Below are 16093 nucleotides of genomic sequence, written 5' to 3' on the forward strand. Positions count from 1 at the left end.
TATGAACTACGACGAAGTTGTCCTCGGACGGCGTTCGATCAGGGGCTATCTGGAAAAGCCGGTTCCGCGTGAGCTTATCGAGGAAGTGCTCTCGCTTGCGGTGCGTTCCCCAACGAGCATGAACACGCAGCCATGGCATTTTCATGTAATAACCGGCGAACCGCTCGACCGCATCCGCAAGGGCAATACCGAGCGCATTCTGGCAGGCGAACCTGACAGTCGGGAATTCCGGCGCGGCGAACCCTTCGCCGGCGTGCACCGGGACCGGCAGATCGGCGTTGCCAAGCAGCTGTTCAGCGCAATGGGGATCGAGCGCGATGACAAGGATGCGCGCCAGGATTGGGTGCTGCGCGGGTTTCGCCAATTCGACGCGCCGGTCTGCGTCATCGTCGCCTACGACCGTGAACTATCGACCAGCGACGATACCGCCTTCGATTGCGGCGCTGTCACCACGGCTCTCGTCAACGCCGCATGGTCACGCGGACTGGGATGCGTCATCAATTCGCAGGGCATCATGCAAAGCCCGGTCGTTCGCGAACATGCGGGCATTCCAGACGACCAAGTCATCATGAAGGCGGTCGCCATGGGCTGGCCCGATCCCGATTTTCCCGCGAACGCAGTGGTCAGCGAGCGCAAGAGCGTGGATGAAGCCGCGCGCTTCGTAGGCTTTGACTAATCGCCCTGCCGGTCTGAGCCTTCGGTTGCCTGAGTCCCAAAATGCACCCCTGCCCGCGCGGTCTCATCGACGTTGAGCTGAAATACATCCGGCCGCGAATAGTGGCCGACCACGTCGAAATCATAGCGCGCCTTGGCAAGTTCGGCTGTGTCGATTTCGCTCGTCACCAATCCCTCACCCGGATCCATCGGCCCTGCAATGACATCGCCGAGCGGTCCCGCGATCATGCTGCCTCCAGCGATAAGGTCCCGATCATCGTCCCATCCGTCAGCCTTCGTGCCGAGCGCAGCGGGGCTCGGCTGATACTGGCATGCGCTGACGAGAAAACAGCGCCCCTCATGCGCTATATGCCGCATGGAGCTGCGCCAGACATCGCGGTGATCGACTGTGGGCGCGCACCAGATATCGACGCCCTTTGCGTACATTGCGGTTCGAAACAGCGGCATGTGGTTTTCCCAACAAATCGCTGCACCCACGCGCCCGAACGGAGTTTCGAGAACGGGCATTGTCGAACCATCTCCAAGACCCCAGACGAGCCGTTCAGTGCCTGTCGGCATCAGTTTGCGGTGCTTTGCAACCAAACCGTCGTCAGGGGTGAGAAAGACAGCCGTGCAGTAGAGCGAATTGCCACCACGCTCGATCACTCCTGCGACGATCATGCTGCCGCATCGGCGGGCGAGACCCGCCAGTGCCGCGATTTCCGGACCATCGAGATCGACCGCGTTGTCGTAATATCGGGAAAAATGCTCGCGGCCTTCGGGTAGGCGATATCCAAGCCGCGTGCCGAAATCGCTCCCTTTAGGATACCCGCCCAGCAGCGCTTCGGGCAAGACCAGCAGGTCCAATTCGGCACCCGCAATATCGCTCTCGTGCGACAGTAGCTTTTCAAGACTTGCCGATTTCCCTGCCGGGTCAGAACCGATCTGTAGTGCTGCGATTGTGGCTTTTGTCATGTCTCGGAAGGTAGCGCGCAGCATAACCGATCGGCAAAGCAAAAATGCATTACTGCTCTGTTAGGCTTTTACGAAATTGTTGGCCCGACTTGCGGTTCGCAGAGACTACCGGCCGATCCGACAACATTCCGATGGCGACAAACGCCTCGTGCGGTCTCTGAGCGCACCATTTGTTTGACCCTTGCCGTGCGCAATTACCGGATTTGCGGTCAGACCTCGGCGTCTCGCGTATTGACGACGAGCGTGTCCGCGTCGATCGCGCGCAGCAGGTCGCTCGTCACGCTGCCGATGGCCGCCTGCCTGAATCCGCTGGACCCGTGGCTGCCTACGACGACCAGCGCAGACGGATCGAGCTGCAATCCCTTACGGATCGCCTCGCTCGCATTGTTCCTGATCAAATCGCTGGTGGCATCCGCCAGACGCCCCTCCCGTTCTGCAATCTGCGCCATGAACCGGTCCATATCGGCCCGCGCACCGCCTTCGACCTCGTCCGCGACATAGCTGTCCTGCTGCCAAGCCTGAAAGGGAACATGCCACGCGTGGACAATGTGGATCGCCGCGTCCGGGAACATTCGCGCAGCCGTTATGATTGCGTGCGCCGATCCAATCGAAAAATCGGTCCCGGCGATGATCTGACGATACGGCGCATTGGCCCGCATTTTCGCAACGAGAACCGGTTTCGTCATGTTGCGCAGCACGTAGTCGACTGCGGTACCAAGGAAGAAATCGCCCAAGGTGTTGTAGCGCGCCGGTCCTATGACCAACATGGAGACGTCATCACGTGCGCACGCGTTTGCGATTGCGGCAGGCGGTGACCCGGCGGGGAAAACAAATTCAACGCCGTCTTCCTTGTTATCCAGGCCGGTGACCAGACGCATTTTTGTGGTCAATGCCCCTTCGTCGGCTGGATCATCCTCGGGAAGGGAGGTTGCGTGGATGAAACGGAGCTTGGCACCGGCGCTCTGCCGCAATTGCTTGCCCCGGTCGATTGCACGGTCAGCACGGGAGCTGAAATCGGTCGCAACGGCAACGGTGTCTATCGTCATGAGGTCCTCCTGGCTTTCGCCAGAAGTACACGACCTCTCGATTTAAAGCAAATGGTTCGCAATAGCGATATTGCGTCTACTTTATCGCAGACTCACCACGTTGTCGCTCGGCTCGCGCACTCGTGTACCGTTGAACATGCTCAGCATGGGCTCATCGGTCACAACGACGCATTCGGCGTCCCCGAACCCATTGAAGCCGGTTTTCATCGCCGCGCCGTAGGCGCCGAGCATCCCGATCTCGATATAGTCACCCGCCTGGATATCTCCGGGCAAGGCAAACGGACCAGCCATGTAATCGGCATCATCGCAGGTCGGTCCGTAGAACGAGAAATCTTCGAGACCATCGCGCAGATCGTCTTCTAGGGCGTTCACTGGGAAGCGCCAACCAACATGGGCTGCATCGTAAAGCGCACCGTAGGCACCGTCATTGATATAGAGCTCATTGCCGCGCCGCCGTTCGACCTTCACAATCATGCTCGAATATTCCGCGCACAATGCCCTGCCCGGCTCGCACCACAGCTCCGCGTTATAAGCGATCGGAAGCGCGTAAAAGTGCTGGTGGATAATCGAGAAATAATCTTCGAGCGGTGGTGGCTCCATATCCGGGTAAATGCTTGGAAAACCTCCACCCACGTCGATCATATCGATAACGACCGACGCTTCTGCGATCGCTGCGCGGGTGCGGTCGAGTGCCTGCACGAAAGCAAACGGCGTCATCGCCTGGCTGCCGACATGAAAACACACGCCCAGCCAATCGCAGTGCTGGCGAGCTTGCTGAAGAAGCTCCGGCGCTTCGAGCAAGTCGCAGCCGAATTTGCTGGCGAGCGACAATTCGGAATATTCCGACGAAACACGAAGCCGTAGACACAGGCGCAAATCGCTTGCGGCTTGGCCCGTTTGGGGATCGCGGCAGGCCTCTACGATTTTTTCAAGCTCTTCCACCGTGTCGAGGCTGAAGGTTTTCACGCCGTGCTCGAAATAGGCCTCGCGAATAGCTCCGCGCGTCTTGATCGGGTGCATGAAGCACAATGTCGCATCGGGCAGGACGCCGCGCACCAATCGTACCTCGGCAATCGACGCAACATCGTAATGCGTAACACCGGCATCCCAAAGGATTTCGATCAGATCGGGCGCAGGGTTGGCCTTGACCGCGTACAGCACCTTACCCGGAAAATTGCCGACAAAGAACTCGGCGGCGCGCTTGGCTGCGTGCGGACGGTTCAGGATGACCGGCTCGTCAGGCTGAAGAGCCTCGGCTACAGTCTTGGCATCAGGAAAGAAGTGCAATTCAAGGGACCCCCAGAAGGTTCAGCTGGATAACCAAACGGTTTTGAGGCTGCCTTGCGGTGAAGTATGTCCCTTGGGGCAGCGGAAGCGCGCATATAATCCTTGTACGCGCTCTCGCAAGCTCAAATCACGCGGCGGAGAAAAGTTCCACCCTTCGCGTTCCATGGGGATCATGCTCCCGGCAACGCCGCGCGTCTGCAGCGCCCATGCTTGCTAGAGCTCCGCTGTCGCTGGCGTCTCAGCTCAAGCGGTTTCGGAAATCTTCGTAGTCAAAGCGCCTGACGCATTCGAGCGCGTCGGTTTCGCTGTCCCACAGCCAGATGCTCGGAAGCTGCACACCATTGAAAGTGTTCGTCTTCACCATCGAATAATGCGCTTGGTCGAGGAAGGCGAAACGCGCGCCCGCCTCTGCTGGAACCGGCAGGCGATAATCACCGATCACATCGCCCGCAAGGCATGATGGCCCGCCCAGTCGGATAGGAATGCTGTCATCCGTCAACTCGCCGAGCATTGCGGGACGATAAGGCGCCTCCAGCACGTCGGGCATATGGCAGGTCGCAGAGATGTCGGTAATGCCGATCGGCACTTCGTTGAAACCAGTGTCGAGCAGCGTCCCAACCAGAATACCTGCGTCGAGCGCGATTGCCTCACCTGGCTCAATAATAATCTCTGCACCGGTGTCGGCGGCGGCATCTTTGAGCAGCTCAATCAGCTCATCGCGTTCATAATCAGCGCGGGTTATATGGTGACCCCCTCCCATATTGATCCATTTGAGCTGTCCGAACCACGGCTCGATCGCGTCGAAGACACGGTCCCAGGTCCGCTGAAGCGGTTCGAAGGTCTGCTCGCACAGATTATGGAAGTGGATGCCCTCGACCCCTTCCATGTGCTCTTCGGCAAGCTGGTCGAGCGGAAAGCCGAGGCGGGAGCCGGGTGCTGAAGGATCGTACTTGGCGACCTCGCCGGTCGCGACCATCGGATTGATTCTGAGACCTACCGAAACATCGCCGCCCGTCACTGCCGCCTGATCGAGGATCAGCGCCGCGCGCTTCATCTGACTTGGCGAATTGAAGATCACATGGTCGGACAGGCGGCATATTTCGTCCAGATCTTCCGGCTTGAATGCAGCCGAATAGGTGGCAATTTCGCCGTCGTAGCATTCGGACGCGAGCCGCGCTTCCCAAAGACCGCTGGTGGAGACCCCGTCGAGGTATTCGCCGATGATGTGCGCGGTGGACCACATACTGAACGCCTTGAGCGCGGCGAACACCTTGATGCTCGCGCCGTCGCTCGCCGCCGCATCGCGGATATCGGCGAGCACCTGGCAATTGGCGCGCAGCTTCGCCGCATCAACGACGAATGCGGGGCTATCCACGCGTGAGAGGTCAAATTGGGCAAATGCGCCCGGATCGCCGGCTTTGGTTTCCATGCCGGTGCACTTAGTATCACCACAGGCAAAGCGAAAGGCCCGGCCCGCGCAGCAAGCGCACAAGCCGGACCCTCCGCAACGGGAAGCATGCCGCAGGGGCCAGGATCAAGCTTCCCTAATTGCTGCGCGCTTAGCCGATGCTTCGCCCGATCAGCAAATCGCCAATCCTATCTGAGCCGCCGTCGACGATGCCCGCCCTTTCCGGAGCTTTTCGCGGATTGCGATAGGTGCCAAACAGCATATCGAACCACGGCAGATCGGCATAATTGTAGCGGTGAACCCCGCGCTCGTGATGGACAGCGTGCATTTCCGGACGGGCAACAAACAGGCCCAGCCAATGCGGGGTGCTGATGTTCGAGTGTGTGAACATCGCCATGAAACTGCCCATCAGGTTGATGATGACTGCCGCTTCTGGAGAGATGCCGAATACGCCCACGAAAACCAGACTGCCCAATAGCGCCCATCCGGCCATATCGAGCGGATGGAACCAGTACGCGCTCCAGATGTCCACGCGCTCGGCAGAATGGTGCATCTGGTGGAGGTGGCGCCACAGGAAATCGTTTCCGTGCATCGTGCGGTGCCAAGTGTACATGAAGAGATTGAACAGAATGTGCCCGCCACCGACCTGCGCCCATAAGGGCAGCGCGGAACCATCGAGCAGCGTGTAGCGCGCAAGCAATCCGTCCCACAGGAACGGGGCGGTGAACGCGATGAGGTAGTAGAGCACAAACCCGATGACGCCGCGCGTGCGCCACAACTTTTTGTCAGGTTGCTTTCTGGCCGGTGTCACGGTGTCGAACACCGCAAAGAGGATGAACATGGCTGCTAGGGCCGCCAAAAATTCCAACATCGAACTTTTCCTTAATTGATTGCAGAATGGCGGCGCTTGTTGCCTGCAATGGGATGCGCAGATAGGCTGCGGGCCCGATGATTTGCCGATGAGAAACCGATGACGGTCGACCTCGCCAAAAGCCGCAGTTTCGAGTTGGGCGACCTGAGGGTCGAACCTACGCTTCGCTCTGTCACCGCAGGAGAGCGAACCGTGTCGATCGAGCCGCGGGTTATGCAGGTGCTCGTGCTGCTCGCCAGCCGCGCCGGGACGCCCGTGGACCGTGACACGATGGTCGAGGAGTGCTGGGACGGTGTAATCGTAGGTGATGACGCGATCCAGCGTTGCATCGGCCGCCTCCGCCGTCTTGCAGCCGAGATGGGCGGCTTCACGATCCAGACGATCCCCAAGATCGGTTACAGATTGCTCCATGACGGCGAGCAGGATCGCGTTCCCAAGGCAGCATCGGACAGTGCCCCGCCCTCCCCTCCGAAGCTGCGATTTGATCAATCGGTTTTCCGCGGAAACGCGGTGCGAGGAAACGAATTTGCAGAGCTGCTGTCGTCAGACACTGCGGCAGCGCTGAGTATCAATCGAGACATCGTTGTGATCGCATCGGACCGAGATTCCGATGCTAACGAAACCGCCGATTACCGGGCAAAATTAGAGGTGCGAGATAGCGGTAAGGAGGCCCGCGTTCATTGCTCCTTGATAGAGCAGCCATCGGGCCGCCTTGTGTGGTCGTCAATGGTGGATGTAGGCGATGCGGCGGCGCTCGAAAATGGTGTCCCGCCCGACGAATTGGTGCTCGACCTCGCGGGCCGGATCGGCGCAATTATTGTGAGAGAAGTCACGCAATCATCGCTCGCCGCGCCCGAGGCACAATCCGCGTGGCAGGCAGTCGTACGCGCCAACGCAGCCTACCAACGCATCGATCTCGATAATCTTGCCGTCGCCATTGGAGAGGGTCGCCGTGCTGTATCGCTGGATCCAGGCTATGGCGCGGCGCATGCCGCCCTTGCGAACGCGCTTGCAGCGCATTTCGAGCTTGGCGGTGGCTTGAACCAGAAGGAAGCTGAGGAAGCGCGCTCGGCTTGCGATATGGCGCTTGCGCACGCTCCCGAGGACCCGACTGTGCTGGCATGGACAGCGCATGCGCTGATGATGATCACGCGCCCCGCCGAAGGGCTGACGCTGGCGGAAAAGGCTGTCGCCCTCGCGCCCTCGCACTGGATCGCAAATCTCTACCTTGCGCGCCACTACTTGCACCACGGCCGCCCCGCGGACGCAGAGCGCGCGCTTGACGATCACGCGCGCGTCGCTCCGCTGTTTCCTTGGAAATACTTCCCCATCTTAACCCGCGGCCTGGCGCGGTTTATGCAGGGCGATGTCGAGGATGCAGAGACACTGATGCGCGAAGCGGCGCTGCTCAATCCGATTTATCCTTACACGTGGATGTCGCTGATGGTGCTTAGCGCACTCAAGTCGAACACCGACGCGATGCAGCACGCCGCATCGCGGCTGAAACAGATCGATGGAGAGGACTCGCTCGGCTTACAACTCGCGCGGATCGGTCGGAGCTATCCCGATCCGGCGCAAGCGGAAATGGTGAAAAATGCATTCGTCACCGCGTGGGAAGCTTAGCCGAATTCGACCCTTCTGTGCGAAGGTCAAGACCAACCCAGTTATCTCATCGGAGTCCTTCAGCTAGCTGGCTCCGTCGAAACCCATACCTTCGAATGGCCGGACGCGTCGCGTACCGAATAGCTAAACCCTGCGTCATCCCAGCCTGTCTGCGCACCGCCATGTTGGCCGTCGACACCGATTGCCGCGATGCCGCCGCCGAATCTGTATCCACGGTCGGTGATCCGTTTGAGCGCCGCCTGGCAGGCGAGATCGGGCGGCATGCCCTGGCGCATCAGCTCTACGACATGATAGCAGGGCAGGAAGCGCATCATGACATCGCCATTGCCGGTTGCGACTGCGCCGCCAATCTCCTGGTCACCATACGCTCCCGCACCGGGGATCGGGCTATCGCCGACGCGGCCCGGAATCTTGAATTCGCGGCCATTGGTGGAACACCCAACCGACAGATTGCCGTCCGCATCGACCGCAATCGAACCGACGGTGTCGTGCCCTCTCAGGTTGTCCTCTTGAAACGGCTCGGCAGCGAACGCGTCTGAAGGTTCGCCCTTCGCGGCCCATTCCTCCCAACGGGTCTGCGAGCGAACGTTCGTGAGCGAGGTCTCGGAAAAGCCCATGCGCGCAGCAAAGCGCGTAGCATCATCGCCGACTATAAGCGTGTGCTGGGTTTCCTCCATGACCTTGCGTGCAACCGAGATCGCGCGCTTCACACGCTTGAGGCAGCCTACCCCACCCCAATCATGTGTCGGGCCCCAAAGGATCGTAGCATCGAGTGTGGTCTCACCCACTTCATTGGGCACACCGCCATAGCCGACCCAATATTCGTCCGGGAGAAGTTCGACATGGTTGATGGCTTTCTCCACCGCATCAAGCGCTGAGCCACCGGTCGCAAGGATCGGCCAGCCTTTATCATTCGCGCCCGGGCCGAAGTTCCAAGTGGTCAGGATGAAGGGACCGGTCACCTTGCCACGCGTAGCGGTAACGGCTTGCGCAGCGAGCTGGCTCGTGGCCACGAGTCCGGCACCTGCACCAGCTGCGCCTATGAAGCCTCGGCGACTCAGGTTTGTCGTGCCGGACATCAGAAGCCGACAGGCCCATCCAACTCTTTCACCTGCCACGGCAGACCATGCTCATTGAGCATTTCCATGAACGGGTCGGGATCCATCTCCTCCATATTGAAAACGCCTTCGCCCGCCCATTTGCCTGTTACCATCATCGCGCTGCCGACCATGGCAGGGACGCCGGTTGTGTAGCTGACCGCCTGATTGCCGGTTTCGGCGTATGCGGCTTCGTGACTGCAAATATTGTTGATGTAGAAAGTCTTCTCCCCCGACCCGTCGAGAGCTTCGCCAGTTGCGATCACACCGATATTGGTTTTGCCCGTGGTGGTCTCGCCCAGCGTTTCAGGCTTCGGCAGGACGGAAGCGAGGAATTGCAGTGGGATGATTTCCTGCCCCTTGTACCGGACAGGCTCGATGCTCGTCATCCCGACATTCTGCAGCACGGTCAGATGCTTGATGTATTCGTCCCCAAACGTCATCCAGAAACGCGCGCGCTCAATCTCGGGATTGAACTTCGTCAGGCTCTCCAGCTCTTCATGATACATTAGGTATGCCTGACGTGTGCCGACCGCTTCGAAATCGAATGGGGTGGAAATCTGCATCGCGGGCGTCTCGACCCACTTGCCATTCTCCCAATGCCGCGCGGGCGCAGTGACTTCACGGATATTAATTTCCGGGTTGAAGTTCGTCGCGAAAGCCTGGCCGTGATCACCCCCATTGCAATCGAGAATGTCGAGCTCCCGGATCGACTTCAACTGGTGTTTCTTGAGCCACATCGTGAACACGCTCGTCACGCCTGGATCGAACCCACTGCCCAGCAATGCCATCAGGCCTGCAGCCTTAAACTTGTCGTGGTACGCCCACTGCCATCTATATTCGAACTTCGCCTCGTCCTTCGGCTCGTAATTGGCGGTATCGAGGTAATGCGCGCCCGCCTCGAGACAGGCGTCCATGATCGGCAGGTCCTGATACGGGAGCGCCAGATTGACGACCAGTTCGGCACCGATCTTCTTGATAAGATTGACCATTGCTGGGACTTCTTCGGCATCAATTTCGTAGGTCTCGATCGACATGCCGGTGCGCGCTTTTACGCTTTCGGCGATGGCATCGCATTTGGATTTGGTTCGGCTGGCGAGATGGATTTCAGGGAAAATCTCGGCATTCATCGCCATTTTGTGGACGCACACAGAGCTCACCCCACCTGCACCGATCACCAGAACCTTCGACATGTCTACACCTTTCAGGATTCGAATCTTGCGCGCTCCCTAATGGAATGCGCTAAAGCGGACAAATGATCCTGAACACTGATCGAAAGCCCACCGCGGAGGGTGTGCGAAACGCGCTTCGCAGTCTGGAAGACATACCGCTCCCTCAGACCCCGCTCCTCCCGGTCCAAATCAATCGGGTTAGCGCGTATGTGAAGTGCGAGAACCTGCAGCCCATCGGAGCATTCAAGATCAGGGGAGCATGGTGGCGACTGAACAATCTCGACGATGATCACGCCGTCGCCGTCTCCAGCGGAAATCACGCACAAGGCGTTGCCTGGGCTGCGAGGCGTCTTGGCATCAAAGCGACAATCGTCATGCCCCGCGATGCGCCAGAGGTGAAGCTCGCAAATACGCGTGCCCTCGGTGCAGAGGTCGTGCTGTACGATCGTCCAGGTGAAGACCGCGATGCGGTGGCTGCAAAACTGATCGAAGAACGCGGCGGAACACTTGTCCATGCCTTTGGTGATCCATGGGTAATGGAAGGACAAGGCACGGCCGGATTGGAAGCGACGCAGCAGCTCGGGCGTGAGCCAAGCCGAATAATCACCTGCTGCGGGGGCGGAGGTCTGGCCGTTGGTCTCAGTCTCGCCTGCCCGAGCAGCGCGGTCCATGTGGTCGAACCGTATGGCTGGGACATGGTCGGTCAGGCGCTGGAAGCGGGAGAAATCGTGCGGGTATCGAGCACCCCGCCCAAGACGATCTGCGATGCGTTGCAGCCAGATGCGACCAAGCCGCTCAATCTGGAAATGCTCATGGGCCGAGCTGAGCCCGGCACGACTGTGACCGATCAAGAAGTACGCGATGCGCAGCGCTGGGCCTTTGCCAACCTGCGTATGGTGCTTGAACCCGGCGGCGCAGCGGCGCTTGCGGCAGCGCTGGCGGGCAAGGTTCCGGTCGACGACGGCACGGTCATCATGCTGACCGGCGGCAATGCCGATCCGGGCGCTTTTGCAAAAACCATTGCATCAGGTTGAATTGACAATGACCGCGCGGTTTCGCAGGAAGCTGCACAAGGGAAGAGTTAGGGGATCGCTTTCTTATGCTTGCGCAGATGCTCGCACCCGCAGCCGTGCTGGTGCTCTGGACGTTGATCATGCTGTTCTGGACCGCTGGTACACGGTTCCCGGCGTTGGCAAAGCTTCAGGACAAGTCCGGCATCGGCAAGCCGGGTGGACGCGGACAAGACCTGGAGGGGGTGCTTCCCGACCGGGTCAATTGGAAATCGCACAATTATTCGCATCTCGTCGAGCAACCGACGGTCTTCTATCCTGCAGTCCTGATCCTTGTCCTGATGGGTCCGACCGAAATCGACGTACTGCTCGCTTGGATCTATGTCGGCCTGAGGATCATTCATTCGCTCTGGCAAGCTCTGGTGAACCGCATTCCAGTGCGTATCCTGATATTCACAGCTTACACCATTGTCCTTACCGTGCTGGCCATACGTGCGGTCCTGGCCACCGTGTTCGCCGACCCGAGTGCCGTCTCCTGAAAAGCATTGGAATTCGAAAATGATAGGAATGGATATTCTTCAACCCGCGGTCGCTCTGATGGTCTGGACCATGATCATGTGGGCATGGATGTATGCCAGCCGCATTCCCGCGATGAACAAGGCGAATGTCCAACCGGATGACGCGCAGGTCGTTGGCCTTCTCGATCAGAAGTTACCAAGCAAGGTGCAGTGGAAAGCGCACAATTACAATCACCTGCACGAACAACCTACCGTCTTCTATGCGGTCGCGATCGTGCTCGCGCTCTTAGGCGCTGGCGATGGAATGAATGCGTTTCTCGCATGGATTTACGTCGGACTGCGGATCGTACACAGCGTGGTACAGGCTACCGCTAACAGAGTGATGGTTCGCTTCGTACTGTTCGCCTTATCGAGCGTGATCCTGATCGCGCTGATCGTGAGCGCAGCCATGATCGTGTTCGGAGCAGGAGGTCAGCAAAGCCCGTTCGTGACCGCTTAGACGGCGAGCAGGAAACTCACTCTGCCGCTTCGGTTTCAGGCTCTGCCGTTGCCTGTTCCATAGTCGCTAGGAAACGCTCTCCATCGAGCGCCGCCATGCAGCCCATACCTGCGGCGGTGACGGCCTGACGGTAGACGTGATCGGTCACATCGCCAGCTGCGAACACACCAGGCAAGGCGGTCTTTGGCGTGCCGGGTTCGACGTCGAGATAGCCGCTGTCGTCCATCGCCAGCTTGCCCTTGAACAGCTCAGTCGCGGGTGCGTGGCCGATCGCCACAAATGCGCCATCGACTTCCAGCGTGGAGCTTTCGCCGGTGACGGTATCCTCGAGCACGAGATGATGCAGCGCACCGTCCTCACCTGCTTCAAAACGCTTCACGGTCTTGTTCCAGAGCGTCGAAATTTTCGGGTGCTTGAGTAGTCGGTCCTGCAAGATTTTTTCCGCCCGCAATTCGTCGCGGCGATGGATCAGGGTCACGTTGTCGGAATGGTTTGTGAGGTAGAGCGCCTCCTCGACCGCGGTATTGCCACCGCCGATCACCGCGACCTTTTTGCCGCGGTAGAAGAACCCGTCGCACGTCGCGCAAGCCGATACGCCCTTACCGCCCAGCTCCTGCTCGCCTGGAACTCCAAGCCATTTGGCCTGAGCACCGGTGCAAATGACCAGCGTGTCGCCGATATATTCGTCGCCGCTGTCACCGATGGCCTTGTAAGGGGGGCCGTTTTCCAGATCGACAGAAACGATCGTGTCCCACATCATGCGGGTGCCGACATGCTCTGCCTGCGCCTTCATTTCCTCCATGAGCCACGGCCCCTGGACCACGTCACGAAAACCCGGGTAGTTTTCGACATCGGTGGTGATAGTAAGCTGGCCGCCCGGCTGAAGTCCCTGAACCACGATAGGCTCCAGCATTGCGCGCGCGGCATAAATGGCGGCGGAGTAGCCCGCAGGGCCGGAGCCGATGATCAGCATCTTGGTGCGATGGGTAGCCATGTTTCGTATTCCTATTGACTTCAAATTCACGACTTAGGCGTTTGGCAGCGCCGCTTCAATTCGCACCAGCGAGGATTGTATTACGCATCCACAAGCTGTTCTTTTATCGCCGCACGCTTCGCCGCATCGACACCCAGGATCTGCTCCAGATACGCGTCGGCGGAACCGAAACCGTCGGTCATCGACTTGCGCGCCGCTTCGAGGAACTCGGCATCCACCGCCATCAGCACGCGCATGGTTGCTTCGTCCCTAGCGCCATACTTACCGCCCATGAGCGCCATCCCGTGGGCAATGCGCTCTTCATTGCGCGGTGAATGGTTGGTCAGCAGGTAATCGTGCATTGCATCGTCTGGATGCACGCCAAGAAGGTGGTGAAGCAAGTCCACCGCAATGCCGGTTCGATCCTTCCCAGCCGCGCAATGGACGAGACTTGCCCCTCGTCCCGAGGCCAATGCGGTGAAATAGTCCCGCAGGATCGAATTCAGGCCGGTCCGATCGGGGAGTGCGCCATAGAGCTCGACCATGGCGTTATGGGCAGTCTTCGCATCTATGTTCCCCTCTGCGGCCTCAAGATGCGGAGCGAGCCCCGCGGTCTCTCCCTCAAAGAAAAGCACTTCGGCGGCGAACCCTGCCGGCCGGCGACAGGTATGGCGTTCACGTTCACTGTCTCCACGCAGATCGACCACGTGCTGCAGATCAAGCTTGGATATGAGTGCAAGATCGCTCTCTGAGGCCTCTGCATGGTGGCCCGAACGAAAAAGCAGATCGGTTTTGACTCGCCCGCCGCCCGTGACAGGATAGCCCCCATAATCGCGCAGATTGTGGATTGCTTCAGTGGGAAGGAACGCGCTGGTATCTGTTTCTCGAATCATCGCCGACGAGAGTGGCAGCGCGCTTGGCCACGTACAACCGCGCGAACGCTCGAACGCGAAATAAGCAACAGGATCGCTACGTATCGATGCGTATCCTACCGAAAACACGGAAGTGGTAACCGTGCGGGTAACCACCACGCCATCGCTTCGAGTCCAACTTCAAACGGGCGAGTCCAACTTCAAACGGGAAGGCATCGCAATGGCATATGTACTCATCGCCGACGATGATGAATTGATCGCCGAGATGGCGTGCGATTTGCTCATCGATGCAGGACATGCGTGCGGCTGGGTCACCAGCGGTGAGGAAGCGTGGGAGCTGATGGCGAAAAGGCGGCCGGACGTCCTTCTATTGGATCAGGACATGCCCGGTATCTCGGGCGTCAGTTTGCTGCGAAAACTGCGAGGGTCTGCGATATTCTATGATCTGCCCGTAATCATGTTCACCGCGATGAGCGGAGAAGCTGATGAAAATCGAGCGATTTATGCCGGGGCGCAGGACTATCTTCGCAAACCTTTCAGCCCATCAGATCTGGTCGACCGCATTAATAAGGTTTTGGCCAAGCGAGGCGAATTCAGGCACCTCGACCTCAAGACCAGAGTCGCGCGAGAGGCCGGCTTTCTCGATGAAACGAGTCCGTTGGAGCGGCGCTGGGTCTAGTTCGCCGGTAACAGGTCGCCGGCTAAATCACCGCAGAACGTCTTCATCCAAGCCTGCACATTTTCATCCCGCACAGTTCCGATCATAGCTTCGTAACGGCTTTTGCGCTCGTGCAGCGGCATGTCTAGCGCCGCCTCGATCGCGCGGGCGAACGCATCCGGGCTATGCGGATTGACGATCAACGCACCCTTCCCATCACAATCAAGTTGATGCGCAGCTCCGGCGAAATCCGACAAGATCAGTACACCGGGATCGTCAGGATCCTGCGCGGCGACGTACTCCTTGGCCACTAGGTTCATGCCGTCGCGCAGCGGGGTGACCAGCCCAATTTTTGCGGCGCGAAAGAAACCATAAAGTTCGGCATGGCTATACCCCTGGTTCACATAGCGAATGGGGACCATGTCGACTTCGCTTCTTGCGCCGTTGATCTGTCCTGTTTTCTGTTCGAGCTCGGCGCGAATTTTCTGATAGCTTTCGACGTCTTCCCGGCTCGGCGGGGCGATCTGTATGAAGACGAGGTCCCGCACGCGCTCCGGGTTCTGGTCAAAGAAGCGCCCAATCCCGTCGATCCGTTCGGGAAGGCCTTTGGAATAATCCAGCCGATCGACACCAATCATCCCAGTGCGATGGCGAGTGGAGGCAAGCAGTCTTTGCGTCGCCTGGCGAGCCTCACCGGTATCACCCTGGGCTTGGAAATGATCCCAATCGATCCCAATAGGATAGGAACGCGCTGTCGTGGTGCGTCCCTCGTGGGTAATGCGACCGCTCGCCTTGTCGACATCCGCACCCAGTTCGGTTTCGCAATAATGCACGAAGCTGGAGAGCCATTCTTCTGTCTGGAAGCCGATGAGATCGTAGCTGAGCATGGTCAGAACCAATCGCTCGTGAAAAGGGAGCGATGTGAGCAACCGCGTCGGCGGCCATGGTGTGTGGAGGAAGAAACCGATCCGGTTTTTGGCCCCATGTTCGCGCAAACGGTGCCCAATCGGGATCAGGTGGTAGTCGTGCACCCAAACGATGTCGTCTTCTTCAATCAACGGCATTACGCTTTCCGCAAAGCGCTCATTCACCCTCTCATAACCGCGGCCGGTTTCGTTTTCGAATTCGGCCAGGTCGATCCGGTAATGGAACAGCGGCCACAGCGTCGAATTGGCGTATCCGTTGTAATACTCATCCACGTCACGCGTGCTCAGATCGATGGTCGCTGTCGTCACGCCTCCGTCCCGCTGGACGTTCATGTTCCCGGTGCGATCTTCGCTTTCCTGCCCGGACCAGCCGAACCACAGACCGCCGCGGTCTTTCAACGCCGCATTCAACGCCCCTGCAAGTCCGCCCTGCGCGCCGGCCGCCCCGCGCGCTTTGGGTACGGCGACGCGGTTCGAGATGACGACAAGGCGGCTCATGGATAG

The 16093-nt window shown here is 59.1% G+C and carries 16 protein-coding genes; 6 read left to right on the plus strand and 10 right to left on the minus strand.

Annotation, left to right across the window (positions count from 1 at the left end; genetic code table 11):
- Position 1 precedes the first annotated feature (1 nt).
- Positions 2-676: a nitroreductase gene (locus KCG45_RS14210; RefSeq protein ID WP_439648936.1), complete on the plus strand. Its 675-nt coding sequence runs from the start codon at positions 2-4 to the stop codon at positions 674-676.
- On the opposite strand, the gene KCG45_RS14215 is transcribed toward KCG45_RS14210, so the two are convergent.
- From KCG45_RS14215 to KCG45_RS14235, 5 genes are all read right to left on the minus strand, one after another.
- Complete coding sequence (locus KCG45_RS14215; protein WP_218317954.1) at positions 673-1629, minus strand: carbon-nitrogen hydrolase family protein; 957 nt, start codon at positions 1627-1629, stop codon at positions 673-675. The two genes, KCG45_RS14210 and KCG45_RS14215, sit on opposite strands and share 4 nt — an antisense overlap.
- Positions 1630-1838: 209 nt before the next feature.
- Positions 1839-2675, minus strand: a complete 837-nt coding sequence (locus KCG45_RS14220) for a universal stress protein (protein ID WP_218317955.1) — start codon at positions 2673-2675, stop codon at positions 1839-1841.
- 81 nt (positions 2676-2756) lie between these two features.
- Positions 2757-3962, minus strand: a complete 1206-nt coding sequence (locus tag KCG45_RS14225) for a type III PLP-dependent enzyme (RefSeq protein ID WP_218317956.1) — start codon at positions 3960-3962, stop codon at positions 2757-2759.
- A gap of 238 nt (positions 3963-4200) precedes the next feature.
- Positions 4201-5391, minus strand: a complete 1191-nt coding sequence (locus KCG45_RS14230) for a carboxynorspermidine decarboxylase (RefSeq protein ID WP_218317957.1) — start codon at positions 5389-5391, stop codon at positions 4201-4203.
- A gap of 130 nt (positions 5392-5521) precedes the next feature.
- Positions 5522-6241, minus strand: coding sequence for a sterol desaturase family protein (locus tag KCG45_RS14235; RefSeq protein WP_218317958.1), 720 nt, complete (start codon positions 6239-6241; stop codon positions 5522-5524).
- A gap of 99 nt (positions 6242-6340) precedes the next feature.
- On the opposite strand from KCG45_RS14235, the gene KCG45_RS14240 reads away from it, so the two are divergent.
- A complete protein-coding gene (locus KCG45_RS14240; RefSeq protein WP_218317959.1) occupies positions 6341-7864 on the plus strand; it encodes a winged helix-turn-helix domain-containing protein in 1524 nt (507 codons plus the stop codon).
- A 59-nt stretch (positions 7865-7923) separates the two neighbouring features.
- Here KCG45_RS14240 and KCG45_RS14245 read toward each other — a convergent pair whose 3' ends face one another.
- On the minus strand, positions 7924-8877 hold the full coding sequence (locus KCG45_RS14245; RefSeq protein ID WP_218317960.1) for a glycosylasparaginase: 954 nt from the start codon (positions 8875-8877) through the stop codon (positions 7924-7926).
- 65 nt (positions 8878-8942) lie between these two features.
- Positions 8943-10154 (minus strand): saccharopine dehydrogenase family protein, encoded by a 1212-nt coding sequence (locus KCG45_RS14250; RefSeq protein ID WP_218317961.1) that lies wholly within the window; start codon positions 10152-10154, stop codon positions 8943-8945.
- Positions 10155-10216: 62 nt separating this feature from the next.
- Between KCG45_RS14250 and KCG45_RS14255 the strand changes: the two genes are divergently transcribed.
- From KCG45_RS14255 to KCG45_RS14265, 3 genes are all read left to right on the plus strand, one after another.
- Positions 10217-11167 carry a threonine ammonia-lyase gene (locus tag KCG45_RS14255; protein ID WP_218317962.1) on the plus strand — a complete coding sequence of 317 codons (951 nt, stop codon included), beginning with the start codon at positions 10217-10219 and terminating at the stop codon, positions 11165-11167.
- Between the two features lie 65 nt (positions 11168-11232).
- Positions 11233-11682, plus strand: a complete 450-nt coding sequence (locus KCG45_RS14260; RefSeq protein ID WP_218317963.1) for an MAPEG family protein — start codon at positions 11233-11235, stop codon at positions 11680-11682.
- A 19-nt stretch (positions 11683-11701) separates the two neighbouring features.
- Entirely contained in the window at positions 11702-12160 is a 459-nt protein-coding gene (locus tag KCG45_RS14265; RefSeq protein ID WP_218317964.1) for an MAPEG family protein, read from the plus strand.
- A gap of 16 nt (positions 12161-12176) precedes the next feature.
- Here KCG45_RS14265 and trxB read toward each other — a convergent pair whose 3' ends face one another.
- Positions 12177-13154 (minus strand): thioredoxin-disulfide reductase, encoded by a 978-nt coding sequence (trxB, locus tag KCG45_RS14270; protein WP_218317965.1) that lies wholly within the window; start codon positions 13152-13154, stop codon positions 12177-12179.
- An 80-nt stretch (positions 13155-13234) separates the two neighbouring features.
- Positions 13235-14026, minus strand: a complete 792-nt coding sequence (locus tag KCG45_RS14275) for a tyrosine-protein phosphatase (protein ID WP_218317966.1) — start codon at positions 14024-14026, stop codon at positions 13235-13237.
- A 199-nt stretch (positions 14027-14225) separates the two neighbouring features.
- Here KCG45_RS14275 and KCG45_RS14280 point away from each other — a divergent pair, with 199 nt between their 5' ends.
- On the plus strand, positions 14226-14684 hold the full coding sequence (locus tag KCG45_RS14280) for a response regulator (protein ID WP_218317967.1): 459 nt from the start codon (positions 14226-14228) through the stop codon (positions 14682-14684).
- On the opposite strand, the gene KCG45_RS14285 is transcribed toward KCG45_RS14280, so the two are convergent.
- Positions 14681-16087 carry an alpha,alpha-trehalose-phosphate synthase (UDP-forming) gene (locus tag KCG45_RS14285; RefSeq protein ID WP_218317968.1) on the minus strand — a complete coding sequence of 469 codons (1407 nt, stop codon included), beginning with the start codon at positions 16085-16087 and terminating at the stop codon, positions 14681-14683. The two genes, KCG45_RS14280 and KCG45_RS14285, sit on opposite strands and share 4 nt — an antisense overlap.
- Between the last annotated feature and the right edge of the window lie 6 nt (positions 16088-16093).

The organism is Erythrobacter ani, assembly GCF_019204025.1.
GTDB classification, from domain to species: domain Bacteria; phylum Pseudomonadota; class Alphaproteobacteria; order Sphingomonadales; family Sphingomonadaceae; genus Erythrobacter; species Erythrobacter ani.

Bases quoted from the DNA above. Each gene is read 5' to 3' on its own strand.
- KCG45_RS14235 (WP_218317958.1), bottom strand. From the start codon at position 6,241: ATGTTGGAATTTTTGGCGGCCCTAGCAGCCATGTTCATCCTCTTTGCG.
- KCG45_RS14210 (WP_439648936.1), top strand. From the start codon at position 2: ATGAACTACGACGAAGTTGTCCTCGGACGGCGTTCGATCAGGGGCTAT.
- KCG45_RS14230 (WP_218317957.1), bottom strand. From the start codon at position 5,391: ATGGAAACCAAAGCCGGCGATCCGGGCGCATTTGCCCAATTTGACCTC.
- KCG45_RS14215 (WP_218317954.1), bottom strand. From the start codon at position 1,629: ATGACAAAAGCCACAATCGCAGCACTACAGATCGGTTCTGACCCGGCA.
- KCG45_RS14280 (WP_218317967.1), top strand. From the start codon at position 14,226: ATGGCATATGTACTCATCGCCGACGATGATGAATTGATCGCCGAGATG.
- KCG45_RS14220 (WP_218317955.1), bottom strand. From the start codon at position 2,675: ATGACGATAGACACCGTTGCCGTTGCGACCGATTTCAGCTCCCGTGCT.
- KCG45_RS14260 (WP_218317963.1), top strand. From the start codon at position 11,233: ATGCTTGCGCAGATGCTCGCACCCGCAGCCGTGCTGGTGCTCTGGACG.
- KCG45_RS14255 (WP_218317962.1), top strand. From the start codon at position 10,217: ATGATCCTGAACACTGATCGAAAGCCCACCGCGGAGGGTGTGCGAAAC.
- KCG45_RS14265 (WP_218317964.1), top strand. From the start codon at position 11,702: ATGATAGGAATGGATATTCTTCAACCCGCGGTCGCTCTGATGGTCTGG.
- KCG45_RS14285 (WP_218317968.1), bottom strand. From the start codon at position 16,087: ATGAGCCGCCTTGTCGTCATCTCGAACCGCGTCGCCGTACCCAAAGCG.
- trxB (WP_218317965.1), bottom strand. From the start codon at position 13,154: ATGGCTACCCATCGCACCAAGATGCTGATCATCGGCTCCGGCCCTGCG.
- KCG45_RS14275 (WP_218317966.1), bottom strand. From the start codon at position 14,026: ATGATTCGAGAAACAGATACCAGCGCGTTCCTTCCCACTGAAGCAATC.
- KCG45_RS14250 (WP_218317961.1), bottom strand. From the start codon at position 10,154: ATGTCGAAGGTTCTGGTGATCGGTGCAGGTGGGGTGAGCTCTGTGTGC.
- KCG45_RS14240 (WP_218317959.1), top strand. From the start codon at position 6,341: ATGACGGTCGACCTCGCCAAAAGCCGCAGTTTCGAGTTGGGCGACCTG.